This is a genomic window from Acinetobacter sp. (genome assembly GCF_045628685.1).
In the GTDB taxonomy this organism is placed as follows: Bacteria; Pseudomonadota; Gammaproteobacteria; order Pseudomonadales; family Moraxellaceae; genus Acinetobacter.
This window is the reverse complement of the sequence record NZ_JAZQPV010000136.1, coordinates 49849-67733: the sequence shown is the minus strand read 5'-3', so window position 1 is coordinate 67733 and position 17885 is coordinate 49849. Positions and strand designations below refer to the sequence as shown.

Here is a 17885-nt window from a genome sequence, read left to right as displayed (position 1 = left end):
TGCAATGGCTGCTGATGAAGTTATTGTAACAGATGAAGGTGTTACATCTTTTTCTTTCTTTAAACCAGCAGCTGTTCGTGCTGAGGTCGGTACCACGGGTTACGGTGGTGCAATCTCATGGAACGCTAACCCATATGTAGGTGTTACATTGGGCTATAATGGGGGTGATATTTCCTGGTCAGATGACTTGTCCATTAATGGTAACGATTATGATCTTGATATGGACAATAACCTAACATATTTAAATGCTGAAATTCGTCCTTGGGCAAACTGGTTCTATATGGCTGCAGGTGTTGCCTACATCGATAATGACTATGATTTAGAACGTCGTCCAGGTACTAACGCTTCTTTTACTGTGGATGGATCACGATTTAATGCAGGTTTCACTGATGTCCGCATTGATGGTAATTTATCTTACAAGAATAATCTTGCACCATATGTAGGTCTTGGTTTTTCACCCGCCATTACTAATCGCTGGGGTGTCTTTGGTGAAATTGGTGCTTACTACAATGGAAATCCAACTGCTAACTTAAGAGTGAATCCGGAAGCACGGGGTTTAATCGGTGATGATGGTCGTACCTTAAGTCAAGCAATTAATGATGAAGAAGATGAAATCCGTAACGATAATAAATACGAATGGCTACCAGTAGCGAAACTGGGTGTAAGCTTCCGTTTCTAATTCTAAATTTTATAAAAACGAGCTTCGGCTCGTTTTTTTGTTTTTGAAGATTAAGTTTTAAGGATTTAATACTTTTAATTAAAAACGATAACCTACTTTCATCTCATCGGTAAAAGCATCATTCTTGCTTACTGAGGATAAAGGTCCGGACAGACTGCATGAAATATTTTGATTTTGTTAGATTTTTTCTAAATTAAATTTTAAATATTTTATGCTGCCGATAATAAATGAATATTATAAGACTCCCTGCATCTAAACCATAGGAACCATCTTAAGGACTTAAGGTGAAAGCAGGGTTGCCAACACTCGAATCTAATCCAATATTTATAATATATGTCTATTTGTTATTAAATATATGAGCCATCCCCCAAAGTTGTACTCCACTGATCTGTTTAATAATTCATTCAAGCGACTGGTGTATCACTCTCTGAACTGATTAAGGTGAAGTAATTTTAAAATTTTGCCATTTGATCCAACATACTCATCCATAGATTAAGTTATTAACTGTTATACCTGTTTGAAAATCAAGCTTAAGGAATAGAGGTGTTTCTATAGTCTTGTATCTGGCTGGATATTAAATTGAGTAAAGGAAGGGGATATCCCCGATATAATTGACCAGCAGGTTCGTCGATTAATCTAAAATTTTCAAAGGTATTTTTAAACTTTGATAACTTAGGCCTGTATATACGTTCCAAGATTAATTTGGCTGGTAGCCTACAAGAGCCGTGAGAGTGTTGCTATGCAATTTAAAGCGTACCGCATTTAAATCATCTGGACTGCGGGTAAGGGGATCGAGTGCATAACCAATATCGGTAGCAAAAAATCGGTCATAAATGAGACCTGTGGACAAATTGAGATCGAGTGGTAATTTTAAGGCCGCGTTGGATAGATAAAAATGTTTGACGAAATCTTGTGTAGATTTTTTAGTATAGATCTATGGATTATTGGCTTCAGGCCGGTAGGTATTGTCTGGAATATTGGCATCAACAGCGTGGTTGAAAATTCAGCGTAGTGATTAGGTTGTAAAAATATAGCAATACTTTGATTTGAAGTTTCAAGTGCTGCAGAAAATACCGGTGCAGGCAAAAAATGCACGCCTTGATGCCAAATGCCGTAGCTTTCATAAATAAGCCCAAATTAAATCATGACTTCACTTATATAGGTTTGTGTAAAACTTGATAACATACCTGGTAATTAATTTTTTTATTTAGTGTGAGTACTGTATGTCGTTTTATTAAGTATGAGCAAGTCTAATTTTAAGATTGTTTATACTTTAATTTCTGAATAACTAAAAATTCTTTATATTACTGATAATTAAAATAATAGAAACGTTTAATTAAAAGTAAAAAAGGGATATTAATATATCCCTTATCTAAAAAAATAATGTGATTTTTAATCTTCTGGATAAGCCACTCGTTTCAATGCTTTAATATCCGCTTCTGGTGAGCAGAGTGAAATAAACTCATAACCATAGCCACGTAATAAATGACCTTTACGTACTGCAATCCAGGTGGTGTTTACGCCAAAAATATCGGTTGGAATCTGTTTTAAACGGTAGTCACGTTCTGCGTCATAAGCGACATTATTGACAATACCAACACCCATATTCAGTTCGACATAGGTTTTGATGACATCGGCATCAAGTGCTGACATTACAATATCGACATCAATTCCTGCCTCTTCAAAGGCTTTGTCAATTTTTGAACGCCCTGTGAAACCGCCATGGTAGGTAATCAGCGGGTATTGCGCCAAGTCTTCTAAAGCAATATCTGTTTTGCTTGCCAGAGGATGGTTTTGTGGAATAATAATACTGTGTTGCCAAGTATAAAAAGGCACACTTGCAAGGTTATCTTCAGTGGTTAAAGATTCGGTTGCAATACCAATATCCGCTTCGCCTTGAAGCAACATTTCAGTAATTTCAACCGGACTTGCCTGTTGCAAAATCAGGTGTACTTTTGGAAATTCTTTTTTAAATTGATTCACAATTGGCGGCAAAACATAACGGGCTTGTGTATGTGTGGTTGCAATTGTGAGCGTACCTTCATCGACGCGGTTAAAGTCATCAGCAAGACGTTTAATGTTGTCGGCATCAACCAGCATCCGTTCAACAATACCGAGCAAAGACTGCCCCGGCTCAGTTAAACCCAGCAAACGTTTACCTTTACGGATAAATAGTTGTACGCCTAGTTCATCTTCCAAATCCTTGATGTGTTTACTTACCCCCGATTGGGAGGTATAAAGTGCTGCTGAAGCTTCAGTTAAATTAAAGTTTTGTCTAACGGTTTCTCGAATAATTCTTAATTGTTGAAAATTCATGATTCTGTTTACCTTAAAAGGGAATGGGGCTTGTTTTGCCCCATCTATTTGTTCTTAAGCGACGTCATTGGCAAATAAATGCAATGCGGATGGGCTTAACCACACAGTTTGATTTGGTTTGAATTGATGTAATTTGGCTTCTTCAGAGTTAAGCGAAATTTCAATCAAATTACCTTGACGATCCTGAAGTTCAGCAAGCACTTTGCCAGCAATCCAAATTTCACGTAAGAACGTGGCTTGAATGGCATTTTGTTGCGGAGTCGCATGAATGCTGAGTTCGTTTGGACGCGCAAATGCAATAATTTCACCTTGTGGCGCATTTTTCACCTGTGGCAACTTAATGCGATCCTCTCCAAGATGGATGATACCCTGCTGGTTTTGACCTTCGAAACGGTTGGCCTGACCTAGAAAGTCGAACACAAACGGCGTTGCCGGTTTTTCATAAACTTCACGTGGCGAGCCAATTTGTTCTACATTACCTTTGTTCATCACGATAATTTGATCCGCTACTTCTAAGGCTTCTTCCTGATCGTGGGTTACAAAAATAGACGTGATATGCAATTCATCATGTAAGGTACGTAACCAGCGACGCAGTTCTTTACGCACTTTGGCATCAAGTGCACCAAAGGGTTCATCCAGTAACAGTACACGAGGCTCAACAGCGAGTGCACGAGCCAAAGCAATACGTTGACGCTGACCACCCGATAACTGAGCCGGGAAACGATCCGCCAAGAAACCGAGTTGAACTAAGTCGAGTAAACGGGTGACACGTTTTTTGATTTCCACTTCAGAAGGGCGTGTTGAACGCGGACGAACGCGTAAACCAAAAGCAATGTTGTCAAATACGGTCATGTGACGGAATAAAGCATAGTGCTGGAATACGAAGCCCACCTGACGTTCGCGAACGTGAACATCGGTTGCATCTTCGCCTTCCAGAATCACCTGACCGCCATCGGCTGATTCCAAGCCTGCGATAATGCGCAGCAGGGTAGTTTTGCCGCAGCCTGATGGACCGAGCAATGCCACCAACTGGCCATCTGGAAAGTCGAGAGAGATGTTGTTAAGTGCATGGAATGCACCAAAGTGTTTTTCAATATTTTTAACTTGAATACTCATGATGTCATTCCTTAAGAAACTTGTGAATCTTCATTACGTTTGTTTTGCTTTTCTTGGCGTATTTCGACCCATGTTTTTAAAATTAGAGTCACAATGGCAAGTAAAGCCAACAGTGAGGACACTGCAAACGCAGCACTAAAGGTATATTCGTTGTAAAGGATTTCGACGTGTAGCGGCAAAGTATTAGTTTCACCACGAATATGACCAGACACCACCGATACCGCACCGAATTCGCCCATCGCACGGGCATTACACAGAATCACACCGTAAATCAGACCCCATTTAATATTCGGTAAGGTCACTTTATAGAAGGTTTGCCAACCTGAAGCGCCGAGTACAATTGCAGCTTCTTCTTCTTCAGTTCCTTGCGCTTCCATTAAAGGAATCAATTCACGCGCTACAAAGGGAACGGTAATAAAGATGGTCGCAAGCACAATGGCAGGCACGGCATACAATACTTTAATGTCGTGATCCATTAGCCAGTTGCCCATCCAGCCTTGAGTACCAAAAATCAGCACCAGCATCATGCCAGCAATGACCGGCGATACAGAAAATGGAATGTCAATAATGGTGGTTAAAATGGATTTACCACGGAAGTTGAATTTCGCAACAGACCAGGCCGCAGCGACACCAAACACCACGTTTAAGGGCACGGCAATGGCAGCAGTCAATAAAGTCAGTTTTACTGCCGATAGTGTATCTGGATTGATCAAGGCTTGGAAATAAACCGAAACCCCCTGTTTAAAGGCTTCCACAAAGACCAGAATTAAAGGCAGAATCAGGCAGCTTAAGAAAAAGATCAGCGCAATGGTAATCAGAAGATTACGCACCCATGTCGGTTCTCGGGTTGCATCGCGAGACTGCAGTTTTTCTGCTAAAGCATTGCTATTGGTGATTAAGCTCATGGTGCAGTTCTCCCTGTACGGCGGCTTGCCCACGCTTGTAGCAAATTAATCAGGAATAAGATCGCAAAAGAAATTAACAACATCACCACCGCAATTGTGGTTGCACCTGCGTAATCATATTCTTCCAAACGCGAAATAATCATCAATGGCGCGATTTCAGTTTCATAGGGCTGGTTACCCGCAATAAAGATTACTGAACCGTATTCACCCACACCACGTGCGAATGCCAATGCAAAACCAGTCAGTAGTGCGGGAAACAGAATCGGCAAAATAATTTTGGTTATAATCTGAAAACGGTTGGCGCCGAGTGCTGACGCCGCCTCTTCCAGTTCGTTTTCTAGATCGCTCAGCACGGGTTGTACAGTGCGGACTACAAAAGGCAAGCCAATAAAAATCAGCGCAAGCGTGATACCGATTGGGGTATAAGCCACTTTAATGCCCATGGGTTCTAGATACTGACCAATCCAGCCGGTAGGTGCATATAAAGATGTCAGTGCAATACCTGCAACTGCGGTTGGCAGGGCAAAAGGTAAATCCACCAAAGCATCAATAACCCGTTTACCAGGAAAGCTGTAACGTACTAAGCACCATGCCAGTAACAAGCCAAAGATCACATTGACGAAGGCTGCAATGAGCGCGGCACTAAAACTTAACTGCAGAGATTTTAAAATACGTTCTGAACTTAAAATTTCCCATAAACCGTCCCAGCCAATACCCAGTGATTTAATAAACACTGCAGATAATGGAATAAAAACAATTAATGACAAATACGCTAGGGTAAAGCCTAGAGACAGACCAAATCCTGGCAGCACTCGGGATCGCTGCGACATGATTACTCCTCAAAAGAGAAAATGCTGACCAATAAAGTCAGCAAAAATAAAAATTTAATTCGGCACAAGCATAATTTGCAGACTTTAAATTGCAAATTTAAAATAACACTTGCTCTCATCAGAAAAATTGATATGTTGCAGAGCATTTTCTGAAATCAAATAATCATAAATTTCAGGAAATGGACCAAACCCGGAAGCCACATTAATATGTCCGACCTGCCCCAGATTAATCGGATCGAGTTTCCATGCTTGGGCTAAGCAGTGGGCATCTTCAAAATTTAACCAAGGGTCGTTTTCACTCATCAGTAAAGTGGTCGGAACGGCAATTTTCAATTGGTGGAAATACGCACTGTAATCTGATTGACTATCACGTGCGAAACCCGCTTCACCAAAACGTGCAGGATTAGCAGGAGCAACCAGAATCAAATTTTTAATTTTTTGATTTAATTCCGGATGTTGAGCTAGTGCTGCAACCGTAGTGAGGCAACCGAAGCTATGTGCAACGATTTGAATATTCCCTTGAATCGGGCGAACCGTATTTACAAATTCGCTTATCCAGTTTTGAAGTACAGGTGTATTCCAGTCCTCTTGCTGTACACGAGAGCATGACATGAGTTGTCGTTGTAACCAGGATTGCCAGTGCGCAGGTTCACTGCCACCTACACCTGGAACAATTACGGTATGAATCATGTCGATGCTCCTTTATTTTTCCAGCACGATTATTTAGCGCTATTGGCTTTTACGATTTGATCGAAAATACCGCCATTTTCAAAGTGGGCTTTTTGAACTTTATCCCAACCGCCAAATTCCTGATCAATAGTGACAAGTTTAAGGGGCTTAAATACATTGCTGTATTTGGCTAACACTTTTGCGTTGCGTGGACGGTAGAAGTTACGTGCTGAAATTTCTTGCCCCAATGGTGAATACAAGAAGTTCAAGTAACCTTGCGCCAAGTATTTATTGCCTTTCTTCTCAGCATTTTTTTCTACGATCGCCACCGGTGGCTCGGCAAGAATGGACAAGCTTGGTGTTACGATTTCGAATTTACCCGGTTGTTCGCGAATTGCTAGCTGCGCTTCATTTTCCCACGCCAGTAATACATCACCGATACCACGTTCAGCAAATGTGGTTGTTGCGCCACGTGCCCCTGAATCAAGAACTTTGGTGTTTTTGTAGATTTTGCGCACAAATTCTTGAGCTGTTTTATCGTTACCACCGGCTTGGTGTTTCGCCCAAGCCCAAGCTGCTAAATAGTTCCAGCGCGCGCCGCCAGACGTTTTAGGATTGGGTGTGATAATGCCGACACCGGGTTTAACCAGGTCGCCCCAGTCTTTTAGACCTTTCGGATTACCTTTACGCACCAGAAATACGATGGTAGAGGTATACGGTGTTGAGTTTTGAGGAAGTTTCTTTTGCCAATCAGCAGGAAGCAGTTTGGTTTTTTCTTCAATCACGTCAATATCAGCTGCAAGAGCAAGCGTCACAACATCAGCATCCAAACCATCAATCACTGCACGTGCTTGTTTGCCAGAACCCCCATGAGATTGTTTGAAATTGATTTTTTGGCCAGTACGACTTTCCCAGTATTTGCCGAACTGTTTATTGACATCTTCATAAAGTTCACGCGTGGGGTCATAAGAAACATTTAAAAAGTCTTTTGCCAGAGCGCTAAAAGATGTGGCAGAGATAACTGCTGCTAAAACCCCTAACTTTAATTTTGCTGAAATGCTCATGCCAACCTCAATATTTTTAACTGTTTTGTAATATGAATGCAGAATAGCGCTATTCTTTATGCATAAAAAATAATAAAAAATGAATTTTATATGAATAAAAGAGATAAATAAAACTTATTCTGTACTCATAGCACTGGCCTTATGAATAAAGTCAGTGCTGCTCTTGATTTTCTAAGATTATTTGGTGCTATTGGCTTTCACGATTTGATCGAAAACGCCGCCATTATCAAAATGTTGTTTTTGGACTTTAGTCCAGCCACCAAATTCCTTGTCAATGGTCACCAGCTTCAAAGGTTTGAATACCGATTTGTATTTTGCCAATACAGCTGCATTGCGCGGACGATAGAAGTTGTTGGCAGCCACAGTTTGGCCCGCAGGTGAGTACAGATAGTTTAAGTAAGCTTTAGCTATGTTGAGATTGCCATCTTTCTGTGCATTTTTTTCAACAATCGCTACTGGCGGTTCTGCCAAGATAGACAATGATGGGGTGATAATTTCAAATTTTCCGGGTTGTTCACGAATTGCCAAGTGCGCTTCATTTTCCCATGCAAGCAGTACATCACCAATGCCGCGCTCAGCAAATGTTGTGGTTGCACCGCGTGCGCCAGAATCTAGAACTTTGGTATTTTTATAGATTTTACGTACAAATTCTTGCGCTTTGGCATCATTGCCGCCTGCCTGATGTTTCGCCCACGCCCATGCTGCTAAATAATTCCAGCGTGCACCGCCAGACGTTTTAGGGTTTGGTGTGATAATCCCGACATCTGTTTTAACTAAATCACCCCAATCTTTAATGCCTTTCGGGTTGCCTTTATGTACCAGAAATACGATGGTTGATGTATAAGGAGTAGAGTTATTGGGAAACTTTTTCTGCCAGTCTTTAGGCAGAAGATTTGAATTTTCTCCAATGGCATCAATATCTGCAGCCAGTGCTAAAGTCACAACGTCCGCATCTAGTCCATCAATCACTGAACGTGCCTGTTTGCCGGAACCGCCATGCGATTGCTTAAAGTTAATCTCTTGGCCTGTGGTTTTCTTCCAATATGCACCAAACTCTTTATTATAGTTTTCATACAGTTCCCGGGTTGGGTCGTAAGAAACGTTTAAAAAGTCTTTTGCAAGCGCACTAAAAGACGTTGCGGAAATAAGTGCTGCTAAAACCCCGATTTTTAATGAGCGCATTTTTACTATCCTTTACATTTGAATTATTAATGTTTTGTAACAAGACGAAGGATAGCGTCATCTTTTTTATTAAAAAAATAATAAGAAACGAATTTGATATGAATAAAAAAGCTATCAATCTGAGACTGCTGTTTTAAACTAAGTCATCATTCGCAGGATGTTTTAATATGCCATGTTTAAAAAATGCCCAGGAAATAAACGAAATTTCATTATTGGATCGGGCCTTCCATTATGGTGATGGTTGTTTTACGACTGCGCGTATTCGGCATGGTAAAATGGAGCTTGAAGCATTACATATGGCGCGGCTCCATCTAAGTTGTGAACGACTGCTGTTAAAAGCAAATTTGAGTTTGGTTCAAAAAAGTTTAGTTTTACTGCAACAGCGATTTCTAGAAGTGAATGGCACGCTTAAAATCATCATTAGTCGTGGGGATGGGCAGCGCGGATATAGCTTGCCTGATCATTCAGCCGATGTATGGGTGTTTTTTTATCCCAAAGTAGTGGATGATTTTCAAATTGAAAAAATTAAATCGGGTGTACTGCAGCAAGCATTGGGCCTAACTATGCCAAGCCTGGTCGGTTTAAAAAGTCTGAATCGTTTGGAACAGGTATTGTTAAAAAATGAGGCCAATGGGCGCGGATGGGCGGAAGCATTGGTGACCGATGTGCAAGGCACTGTTGTTGAAGGAGTAAGCAGTAATTGTTTCATTCGTTTAAACAATACATGGATTACCCCAGAACTTCGTTATAATGGCGTCCATGGGGTGATGCGTGCAGAGATTTTGGCGCGTATGCAGCAGCAAGGCATTCATTGCCAACAGCGCTTTATTGATATGGAAGAAATTTCAAAATTTGAAAGTCTGTTTTTCTGTAATGCCTTAAGTCCAATGAAAGTTGTGACTGAACTTAATCAGCAAGCATTGAATGTTCAATCATGTATTGAACTGTTTAATATCCTTCAATTGAATCAGATTCGTTAATATGTCCAGCACACAGAAAAACTCAAAAAAGAAAGCCACAAAAGTATTGCCATTGAAAGGTTTCATCGTTCTATTCATGGGCTTTGTGGTCATGGCTTCAGTTATTTTATGGTCAAGCTTATTCAAGACTTATCCTGTCGAAGGTAAAAAACAGATGCTGGCCATTGGAACAGGTGATACCTATTCAGGCTTTATTGAGCGTTTAGCCAAAGAAGACAAAGTCAGTTTTCCCATTATATTAAAGCTTTATCAAAAAATCATGATTCATGACACCATGAAAGCCGGTGTGTATGAAGTGCGTCAGGGCATGACCATTCGTCAAGTGATGGATATGGTCGCGAATTCTGAAAATGCACAAATGAACCGGATTCTGGTGATTGAAGGTACGACCTTTAAGCAGTTAATTGAAATTTTAAAGAAAGACGATTTAGTCACCAAAGAAGTGCTGAACCTTCCGCAAGATCAGATGCTGAAAGTGCTGAATATTCCGTTTAATCATCCGGAAGGTTTATTTGCACCGGATACCTATTTCTATGCCAAAGGCGAAACAGATAAAAAGATTCTGACTGATTTATATAAACGTCAAATGAAAGCTTTAGATGCTGCATGGGAAAATCGCGCCTCTGACCTCCCTTATAAAGATAAATATGAGGCTCTGATTATGGCGTCAATTGTTGAAAAAGAAACCAGTCTCGATCGTGAACTGGAACAAGTTTCAGGGGTGTTTGTGCGCCGTTTAAAAATGGGCATGCGTCTGCAAACAGACCCGACCGTGATTTATGGTATGGGCATTAATTATAATGGCAATATCACTCGTACCGATTTACGTACGCCTACCGCCTATAACACTTATACTAATAATGGCTTGCCGCCAACACCGATTGCTTTGCCAAGTAAAAAAGCCATTGATGCAGCCATGCATCCCGATGCTTCAAATAATATTTACTTTGTGGCAACCGGAAATGGTGGGCATCAATTTAGCGCAAGTTTGGATGAACATAATCGTGCAGTACAGAATTACTTGTCAGTTTTAAAATCAAAGCAGGAGTGAGAGATGTTTATTAGTTTTGAAGGCACTGAAGGTGTCGGGAAAACCACACTCATTCGTAAAATTTTTGACTATTTGGAACAACAAGGCCAGCAAGTGGTGCTGACGCGTGAGCCGGGTGGCACACCCATGGCAGAACAGATTCGTTCATTACTGTTGTCGGTTAATCATGAAGAAAACATGGCCAATGATACTGAACTGCTTTTAATGTATGCAGCACGTGCGCAACATTTACAGCAAGTGATTGTACCGGCATTAACTGCGGGTAAGACGGTACTGTGTGACCGATTTATCGATGCAAGTTTTGCCTATCAGTGTGCAGGACGTGGCTTAAGCAAAGAAAAATTGCAGTTATTGAATTCTAATTTCGTGTCGCATATGCCGAATATCACCTTCTGGCTAGATGCACCGACAGCACTGGGCATGTCGCGTGCGCGTGAACGTGGCGCACTGGATCGTTTTGAACAGGAGAAAGCCACTTTCTTTGAGAAAGTACGTTCCGGATATCAGGAATTGTGGGAACAGCAGGGTGAACGGATTAAACGCCTAGATGCCACACAAATTCCCGAACAGGTATTTAGCCAGGCACTTGAGTATTTGTGATCGGAGTAGTTACTTTCAGCAATTGGGTTTAAATGAGAAATCTTCTATAGTGGGCAACATGATGGAAGATTTTTTATAAGCAATGAAAAGTAATAAAGCCGAAATTATTGAGTTTTTGCAACGAGAATTTCCCCAAAGTTTAGAAAAATGTCGGATTGAGGCTGTTGTTTTAAAAGGGGCAACGTTGTTGTGTGATGTCAGTGATCAAGAATTACGTCCCGGCGGTACAGTTTCAGGTCCGACAATGATGACACTGGCAGATTTTGCTCTATATGTAGCCATATTGGGGGAGATCGGTTTGGTCGGTTTGGCCGTCACCACCAATTTGAATATCAATTTTTTACGTAAACCTTCAGGCTGGGTTAATCTGCGGGGTGTGAGTAAATTAATCAAAGTGGGTAAGGCACTAATTGTGGGGGAAGTCTGGATTTACTCGATTGATTCGGATGATCCGGTGGCGCATGTCACGGCGACCTATTCTATACCCGCTCAAAAATAAAGTTTTTATAAAAAAGAGTAATGAAGAAGATAGCATTCGAAAATGATATCTTCCATTTATAGATTAATTCACGAAAGTTTTTATATTCACCAACGGTGTTTCCACTTTAAAGTTGGGTGGAGCCAGTACGGTTTTACGCAGTTCATCCGACAATTCAGGATAGTCCAAAGTAAAGTGCAGGCCGCGTGATTCTTTACGTTCCATGGCACAGCGTACAATCATCTCAGACACTAAGACTAAATTCCGCAGTTCAATCAGATTTTTACTCACCTGATAATCTTGATAATATTCGGTAATTTCCCGTTTCAGCATTTCAATACGATGTAGCGCACGTTCTAAACGTTTGGTGGTTCGTACGATCCCGACATAATTCCACATGGTCTGGCGCAGTTCATCCCAGTTTTGTAAAATCACCACATCTTCATCCGGATTCATTACCTGTGAATCATCCCAGGCGGGTACATCTGGAGAGACATAAGCTGAATTAAACTGACTTTTGATATGTTCTGCAGCATTCATTCCATACACAAAACACTCTAAAAGTGAGTTGCTGGCCATTCGGTTAGCGCCGTGTAAACCGGTATAAGAGGTTTCACCAATGGCATACAGTCCTTCAAGGTCGGTCTGACTATTTTCATCGACCATTACTCCGCCACAGGTATAGTGAGCGGCAGGAACCACCGGAATCATTTCCGTGGTGATGTCGATGCCCAGTTCCAATAAACGTGCATAGAGCGTAGGGAAGTGTTCTTTCACAAACTCGGCCGGTTTATGGGTGATATCCAGCCAGACATGACGAATCCCTAAACGCTTAATTTCATAGTCAATCGCACGTGCCACAATATCACGGGGTGCAAGTTCAGCACGTTCGTCAAAACGCAACATGAAGCGTTCACCATCGGGCAGACGTAAATAAGCCCCTTCACCACGCATGGCTTCAGTAATCAAAAAGGACCGTGCTTGAGGATGGTAAAGACAGGTCGGATGGAACTGGTTAAATTCCATATTGGCTACACGGCAACCGGCACGATAAGCCATGGCAATACCATCCCCTGTAGCAATATCAGGGTTGGAGGTATACAGATAGGCTTTCATCGCCCCACCACACGCCAAAGCGGTAGAGGGCGCTAAAAAGGTATGCACTTTTTCAGTTTTTTCCTCTAAAGCATATAAACCTAAAGCGCGATTGTCCTGTGCTTTCAGTCCTAATTTTTGTGAGGTAATTAAATCAATTGCAATATAATTTTCAAAAATCGTGATGTTCTTTTTTTCTTGGGCACGTTTAACTAAAGTGGTTGAAATGGCACGGCCGGTTGCATCTGCGGCATGAATAATACGGCGCTGGGAGTGCCCGCCTTCACGGGTTAAATGGAGTTGTTCCTGTTCATTTAGCGTGAATTGCACACCCTGTTTTAAAAGGAAATCCACTGAGGGTTTTCCTCCTTCTACCGTCTGTTTGACCGCATCAATTTCACATAACTGTGCACCTGCAATCATGGTGTCATCAATATGCTGTTCAATTGAATCAGTTTCATCCAGAACAGCCGCAACACCGCCTTGTGCATAAAAAGTACTGGCATCTGTTAACGTTGATTTTGCCAAAACTGCAATGTTGAAATGATCGGGTAGCGATAAAGCCAGACTTAAACCTGCACCGCCACTTCCCACAATGACCACATCAAAATGATGTGTTGTGTTTAAATTAGACATGCTCATCAGCTAATTCGAAAAAAGTTTGCTAATAACAACGTTTTTTTGATCAAAAGACAAGAGCGAATATGCTAATGTATGATGAGAAAAAGTAATAAGCCAGCCAACTTTTAAGAAAACCTTAAGCTATTGTTTATACAAATATAATCGAACATATTGTTACCCAAGATAGATTGTGTTTATGCTAGAAACTATCTACTTATACTCAAAACAAAGTGGAGTGAATGCTTTAATATGAAAAATCGCTATGTACAAAAAGGAATTTATGCTGCGTTATTTAACATGGCGGCACTACAAACACAGGCAGCTACTCCGGTGGATTTTTCTAATCTGGTAGCACAGGTTAGTCCTGCAGTTGTTAGTGTAAATGTCGTTAAAAAAATGACAGAGCAAGAATTGCTACAGCAGCAAGTTCCTGAAATATTAAAACGTTTCTTCGGTAATCGCGTGATTATTCCTCAGCAACAGACACCTCAGGAAAAAACGGGTTATGGCAGCGCATTCTTTATTAGTAAGGATGGTTATTTGCTGACCAATCACCATGTAGTGGAAGATGCTTCTAAAGTCACGATCATGCTGAATGATCGCCGAGAAATTGATGCGACTGTGGTGGGAAGTGATGAGCGTACTGATGTTGCACTTCTTAAAGTTAATGGTTCGAATTTTCCTGAATTACGTACCGGCAATGTTGATGGCCTGAGAGTGGGAGAGCCGGTACTGGCCATTGGTTCCCCCTTCGGCTTTGATTATTCCGCATCAGCCGGCATTGTCAGCGCAAAAATGCGCAACATGATGGGAGAAACTTCCGTTCCGTTTATTCAAACCGATGTAGCTTTGAATCCCGGTAATTCGGGTGGTCCATTGTTTAATCAAAATGGTGAAGTGGTGGGGGTGAATTCACGAATTTTTAGTGGAACTGGCGGATATATGGGCTTGTCATTCTCCATTCCAATTGATGTGGCGATGGATGTGGCTGAGCAGCTGAAAAAGAATGGTAAGGTGACGCGTTCATACTTGGGAATTATGCTGCAAGATATTGATCGTACCCTTGCAGAATCTTATAACCTGTCCAAACCTGAAGGAGCACTGGTCACACAGGTGGCACCAAATTCACCCGCAGCCAGAGCCGGCTTTAAATCTGGCGATGTGATCTTGAAATATAATGACTTACCCATTTCAAGAACTTCGGATTTGCTTAATTACTTAAACCGAACTACACCGAATCAAAACATTCAATTGCAAGTTTTACGCGATGACAAAACCCGTAATATCTCGGCGACTGTGACCACGGCTCCAGATGACACCCCAGCAAAAGTGGAACAAAATGCTGAGCAAAAAGGCCCGGTTATTGGGGTTAGCATTCGCAATTTAACTGCCGCTGAACAAACTCAGTTGAATATTAAAGGTGGCATTCTGCTCGAGGAAGTGAAGAGAGGAGGTATTGCTTCACAATCGCGTATGGTTGCAGGCGATATCATTACCCAAATCAACAATAAAACCATTCTGAACAGTAATGATTTTATTAAAGCTGTATCGGAGTTGAAAAAAGGTTCAATTGCTCGAGTTTCGATTATTCGTCAAGACCAACGTGCAATTTTGGGGATGCGGATTGAATAGTCCCAATCAATCAACAGCAAAACCACTCTGAAAATGAGTGGTTTTTTTATATTTTGCAATTTTACTCGATCCTGAAATTACGTAGACTGTATTTCCTTGAACGATTTTTTTGTACAGCGTACGGGTTTACAGAATATATGAGCACAGTTTTTGATTTAGAAATGACCGTTCAAGCCGAGCATATTGACAGTTTGGGACATGTTAATAATGTAGTATATATGCAGTGGATACAGGAAGTGGCGACTGCTCATATTGAAGCGTTGGGTTTGGGACTGAAAGAATATCTTGAACTAAAGCATGCAATGGTGGCAATTGAACATCAGGTACAATATCGTAAGGCAGCGTTTAAAGGCGAAAAAATTATTTTGCGCACCTGGTTGAATGATCTCAATGCACTTTATTCTTTCCGTCAATACGTTTTCTATCGCCCTCAAGACCAAAGTATTTTATTCACGGGAAGTACCAAATGGGCTTGTATCGAAATCGCAACCGGTCGACCAAAACGCATGTCACCGACGTTTACCCAGGCTTATCAACCGATAGCCGCTAATATTAATCCGCTGGATTTCACCTATATTCATTTGAAAGGTGAAAATTAATAGCTTCCTTCCAGTCGATGAAGACCTAAAAACCTAATTCAATTACAGGTATTACATTTAAATATCAATATTTGGATTGATTACAAAGTTTTGCAGAAGAAACTGACTATTTTTAAAAGCTCACTGTATTTTTAACTATCTACTGCTTATACTGTGCAACATCTTCGGAATATCCTTTTTTGCACGTCATAAATGCTTTGTTCATTCAAGTATGTGATTGTGTGTTTTGATTTAGAGTAGTTTATGGCAGTTGCTAAAAAGTCAGTTAATATCAATAATATACGAAATTTTTCGATTATTGCACATATCGATCATGGTAAATCGACGCTTGCAGATCGGTTTATTCAAACCTGTGGTGGTCTGCAAGCGCGTGAAATGCAAGCGCAAGTCCTTGACTCTATGGACATTGAGCGTGAACGCGGAATTACCATTAAAGCTGCATCCGTAACCTTGTATTACACCCATCCCAATGGTCAAGAGTATCAACTTAACTTTATTGATACTCCGGGACACGTTGACTTTTCTTATGAAGTGTCACGCTCATTAGCAGCCTGTGAAGGTGCATTACTGGTTGTCGATGCTGCACAAGGTGTAGAAGCGCAATCAGTCGCGAACTGTTATACCGCCATTGAGCAGGGTCTAGAAGTTCTTCCTGTTTTAAACAAGATTGATTTACCTCAAGCTGAACCTGAGCGTGTCATTCAAGAAATTGAAGATATTATCGGAATTGAGGCGACAGAAGCACCAACCTGTTCTGCAAAGACCGGTTTAGGGGTTGAGGGTGTTTTAGAAACATTGGTCAATGTGATTCCACCGCCAGTGGGTGATCGGGATGCTGCTTTACAAGCTTTGATTGTCGATTCCTGGTTCGATAACTATTTAGGCGTGGTTTCGCTGGTACGCGTAAAAGAAGGTCGTATCCGTAAGGGTGATAAAATGCTGGTCAAATCGACCGGTCAAACCCATATTGTAACTTCAGTCGGTATTTTTAACCCCAAGCACACTGAAACAGGCGAGCTGGAAGCGGGTGAAGTAGGCTTTGTGATTGCAGGGATTAAAGATATTTTTGGTGCGCCAGTGGGCGATACCATTACTTTGTCTACCACCCCGGACGTTGCTGTTTTACCTGGTTTTAAAAAGGTTAAGCCACAGGTATATGCTGGTTTGTTCCCCATTGATGCGAGTGATTTCGAACCGTTCCGTGAAGCGCTGCATAAATTACAGATTAATGACTCTGCATTGTTTTTTGAACCGGAAAGTTCAGATGCATTAGGTTTTGGTTTCCGTTGTGGCTTCTTGGGCATGCTGCACATGGAAATTGTGCAAGAGCGTTTAGAGCGTGAATATGATTTAGATCTGATCAGCTCTGCACCAACAGTCATTTATGAATCTTTAATGAAAAATGGCGAAACCATTTACATCGACAGTCCATCAAAAATGCCTGATGGTTCAATGGTTGAAGATTTACGCGAACCGATTGCTGAATGTCATATTTTGGTTCCTCAAGAATACTTGGGTAACGTCATGACTTTATGTGTTGAGCGCCGTGGTGTTCAAAAAGAAATGAAATTCTTGGGTAAACAAGTATCTTTGACCTTTGAAATTCCACTGGCTGAAGTGGTAATGGACTTCTTTGACCGTTTGAAATCATGTTCACGTGGTTTTGCATCACTCGATTACAACTTTGTTCGTTTTGAAAGCTCATCACTGGTAAAAGTGGATGTCTTGATTAATGGTGACAAAGTGGATGCCTTGGCGATGATTGTTCATCGTAATGATGCACGTCACCGTGGTATTGCGCTGGTCGAGAAAATGAAAGAGCTGATTCCACGTCAAATGTTTGATGTCGCGATTCAGGCAGCCATTGGCGCACAAATCATTGCGCGCTCTACTGTAAAAGCGATGCGTAAAAACGTATTGGCTAAATGTTATGGTGGTGACGTTTCACGTAAGAAGAAACTGTTGTCTAAGCAAAAAGAAGGTAAGAAACGTATGAAGCAAGTGGGTAGTGTTGAAATCCCGCAAGAAGCGTTCCTGGCTGTATTGAAAGTAGAAAGATAATAAGATT

Annotated in this window: 17 protein-coding genes; 8 read left to right on the top strand and 9 right to left on the bottom strand. The window is 41.2% G+C overall.

Annotation, left to right across the window (positions count from 1 at the left end):
* Positions 1 to 4: 4 nt before the first annotated feature.
* Entirely contained in the window at positions 5 to 679 is a 675-nt protein-coding gene (gene carO, locus ACKI4H_RS18320; protein ID WP_407308340.1) for an ornithine uptake porin CarO, read from the top strand.
* Positions 680 to 1376: 697 nt separating this feature from the next.
* Here the strand turns inward: carO and ACKI4H_RS18315 are convergent.
* The 8 genes from ACKI4H_RS18315 to ACKI4H_RS18280 all read right to left on the bottom strand — a co-directional run bounded on the left by ACKI4H_RS18315 (position 1377) and on the right by ACKI4H_RS18280 (position 8761).
* The gene (locus ACKI4H_RS18315) at positions 1377 to 1529 is read right to left on the bottom strand and encodes a hypothetical protein (RefSeq protein WP_407308337.1); all 153 of its coding nucleotides are present in this window, start codon (positions 1527 to 1529) and stop codon (positions 1377 to 1379) included.
* Between the two features lie 542 nt (positions 1530 to 2071).
* A complete protein-coding gene (locus tag ACKI4H_RS18310; RefSeq protein ID WP_407308335.1) occupies positions 2072 to 2995 on the bottom strand; it encodes a CysB family HTH-type transcriptional regulator in 924 nt (307 codons plus the stop codon).
* Between the two features lie 54 nt (positions 2996 to 3049).
* Complete coding sequence (locus ACKI4H_RS18305) at positions 3050 to 4111, bottom strand: sulfate/molybdate ABC transporter ATP-binding protein (protein ID WP_407308333.1); 1062 nt, start codon at positions 4109 to 4111, stop codon at positions 3050 to 3052.
* 11 nt (positions 4112 to 4122) lie between these two features.
* Positions 4123 to 5016: a sulfate ABC transporter permease subunit CysW gene (gene cysW / locus ACKI4H_RS18300; protein WP_407308330.1), complete on the bottom strand. Its 894-nt coding sequence runs from the start codon at positions 5014 to 5016 to the stop codon at positions 4123 to 4125.
* The gene (cysT, locus tag ACKI4H_RS18295) at positions 5013 to 5846 is read right to left on the bottom strand and encodes a sulfate ABC transporter permease subunit CysT (protein ID WP_407308328.1); all 834 of its coding nucleotides are present in this window, start codon (positions 5844 to 5846) and stop codon (positions 5013 to 5015) included. The genes cysW and cysT overlap by 4 nt, the downstream gene beginning before the upstream one ends.
* An 84-nt stretch (positions 5847 to 5930) precedes the next feature.
* A complete protein-coding gene (locus tag ACKI4H_RS18290; protein ID WP_407308326.1) occupies positions 5931 to 6536 on the bottom strand; it encodes an alpha/beta hydrolase in 606 nt (201 codons plus the stop codon).
* A gap of 29 nt (positions 6537 to 6565) precedes the next feature.
* The gene (locus tag ACKI4H_RS18285; protein WP_407308324.1) at positions 6566 to 7579 is read right to left on the bottom strand and encodes a sulfate ABC transporter substrate-binding protein; all 1014 of its coding nucleotides are present in this window, start codon (positions 7577 to 7579) and stop codon (positions 6566 to 6568) included.
* Between the two features lie 177 nt (positions 7580 to 7756).
* Positions 7757 to 8761, bottom strand: coding sequence for a sulfate ABC transporter substrate-binding protein (locus ACKI4H_RS18280; protein ID WP_407308322.1), 1005 nt, complete (start codon positions 8759 to 8761; stop codon positions 7757 to 7759).
* 167 nt (positions 8762 to 8928) lie between these two features.
* Between ACKI4H_RS18280 and pabC the strand changes: the two genes are divergently transcribed.
* The 4 genes from pabC (at position 8929) to ACKI4H_RS18260 (ending at position 11891) form a co-directional block, all read left to right on the top strand.
* Positions 8929 to 9741 (top strand): aminodeoxychorismate lyase, encoded by an 813-nt coding sequence (gene pabC, locus ACKI4H_RS18275; protein WP_407308320.1) that lies wholly within the window; start codon positions 8929 to 8931, stop codon positions 9739 to 9741.
* Between the two features lies 1 nt (position 9742).
* Positions 9743 to 10792, top strand: coding sequence for an endolytic transglycosylase MltG (gene mltG, locus ACKI4H_RS18270; RefSeq protein WP_407308318.1), 1050 nt, complete (start codon positions 9743 to 9745; stop codon positions 10790 to 10792).
* Between the two features lie 3 nt (positions 10793 to 10795).
* Positions 10796 to 11392, top strand: a complete 597-nt coding sequence (gene tmk, locus ACKI4H_RS18265) for a dTMP kinase (RefSeq protein WP_407308316.1) — start codon at positions 10796 to 10798, stop codon at positions 11390 to 11392.
* An 82-nt stretch (positions 11393 to 11474) separates the two neighbouring features.
* Complete coding sequence (locus tag ACKI4H_RS18260) at positions 11475 to 11891, top strand: PaaI family thioesterase (RefSeq protein WP_407308313.1); 417 nt, start codon at positions 11475 to 11477, stop codon at positions 11889 to 11891.
* 63 nt (positions 11892 to 11954) lie between these two features.
* Here ACKI4H_RS18260 and nadB read toward each other — a convergent pair whose 3' ends face one another.
* Positions 11955 to 13607, bottom strand: coding sequence for an L-aspartate oxidase (gene nadB / locus ACKI4H_RS18255; protein ID WP_407308311.1), 1653 nt, complete (start codon positions 13605 to 13607; stop codon positions 11955 to 11957).
* Between the two features lie 228 nt (positions 13608 to 13835).
* Between nadB and ACKI4H_RS18250 the strand changes: the two genes are divergently transcribed.
* The 3 genes from ACKI4H_RS18250 (at position 13836) to lepA (ending at position 17878) form a co-directional block, all read left to right on the top strand.
* On the top strand, positions 13836 to 15218 hold the full coding sequence (locus ACKI4H_RS18250) for a Do family serine endopeptidase (protein ID WP_407308309.1): 1383 nt from the start codon (positions 13836 to 13838) through the stop codon (positions 15216 to 15218).
* A gap of 137 nt (positions 15219 to 15355) precedes the next feature.
* Complete coding sequence (locus ACKI4H_RS18245) at positions 15356 to 15817, top strand: acyl-CoA thioesterase (RefSeq protein WP_407308306.1); 462 nt, start codon at positions 15356 to 15358, stop codon at positions 15815 to 15817.
* A 243-nt stretch (positions 15818 to 16060) separates the two neighbouring features.
* The gene (gene lepA, locus ACKI4H_RS18240) at positions 16061 to 17878 is read left to right on the top strand and encodes a translation elongation factor 4 (protein WP_407308303.1); all 1818 of its coding nucleotides are present in this window, start codon (positions 16061 to 16063) and stop codon (positions 17876 to 17878) included.
* The last annotated feature ends 7 nt before the right edge of the window (positions 17879 to 17885 follow it).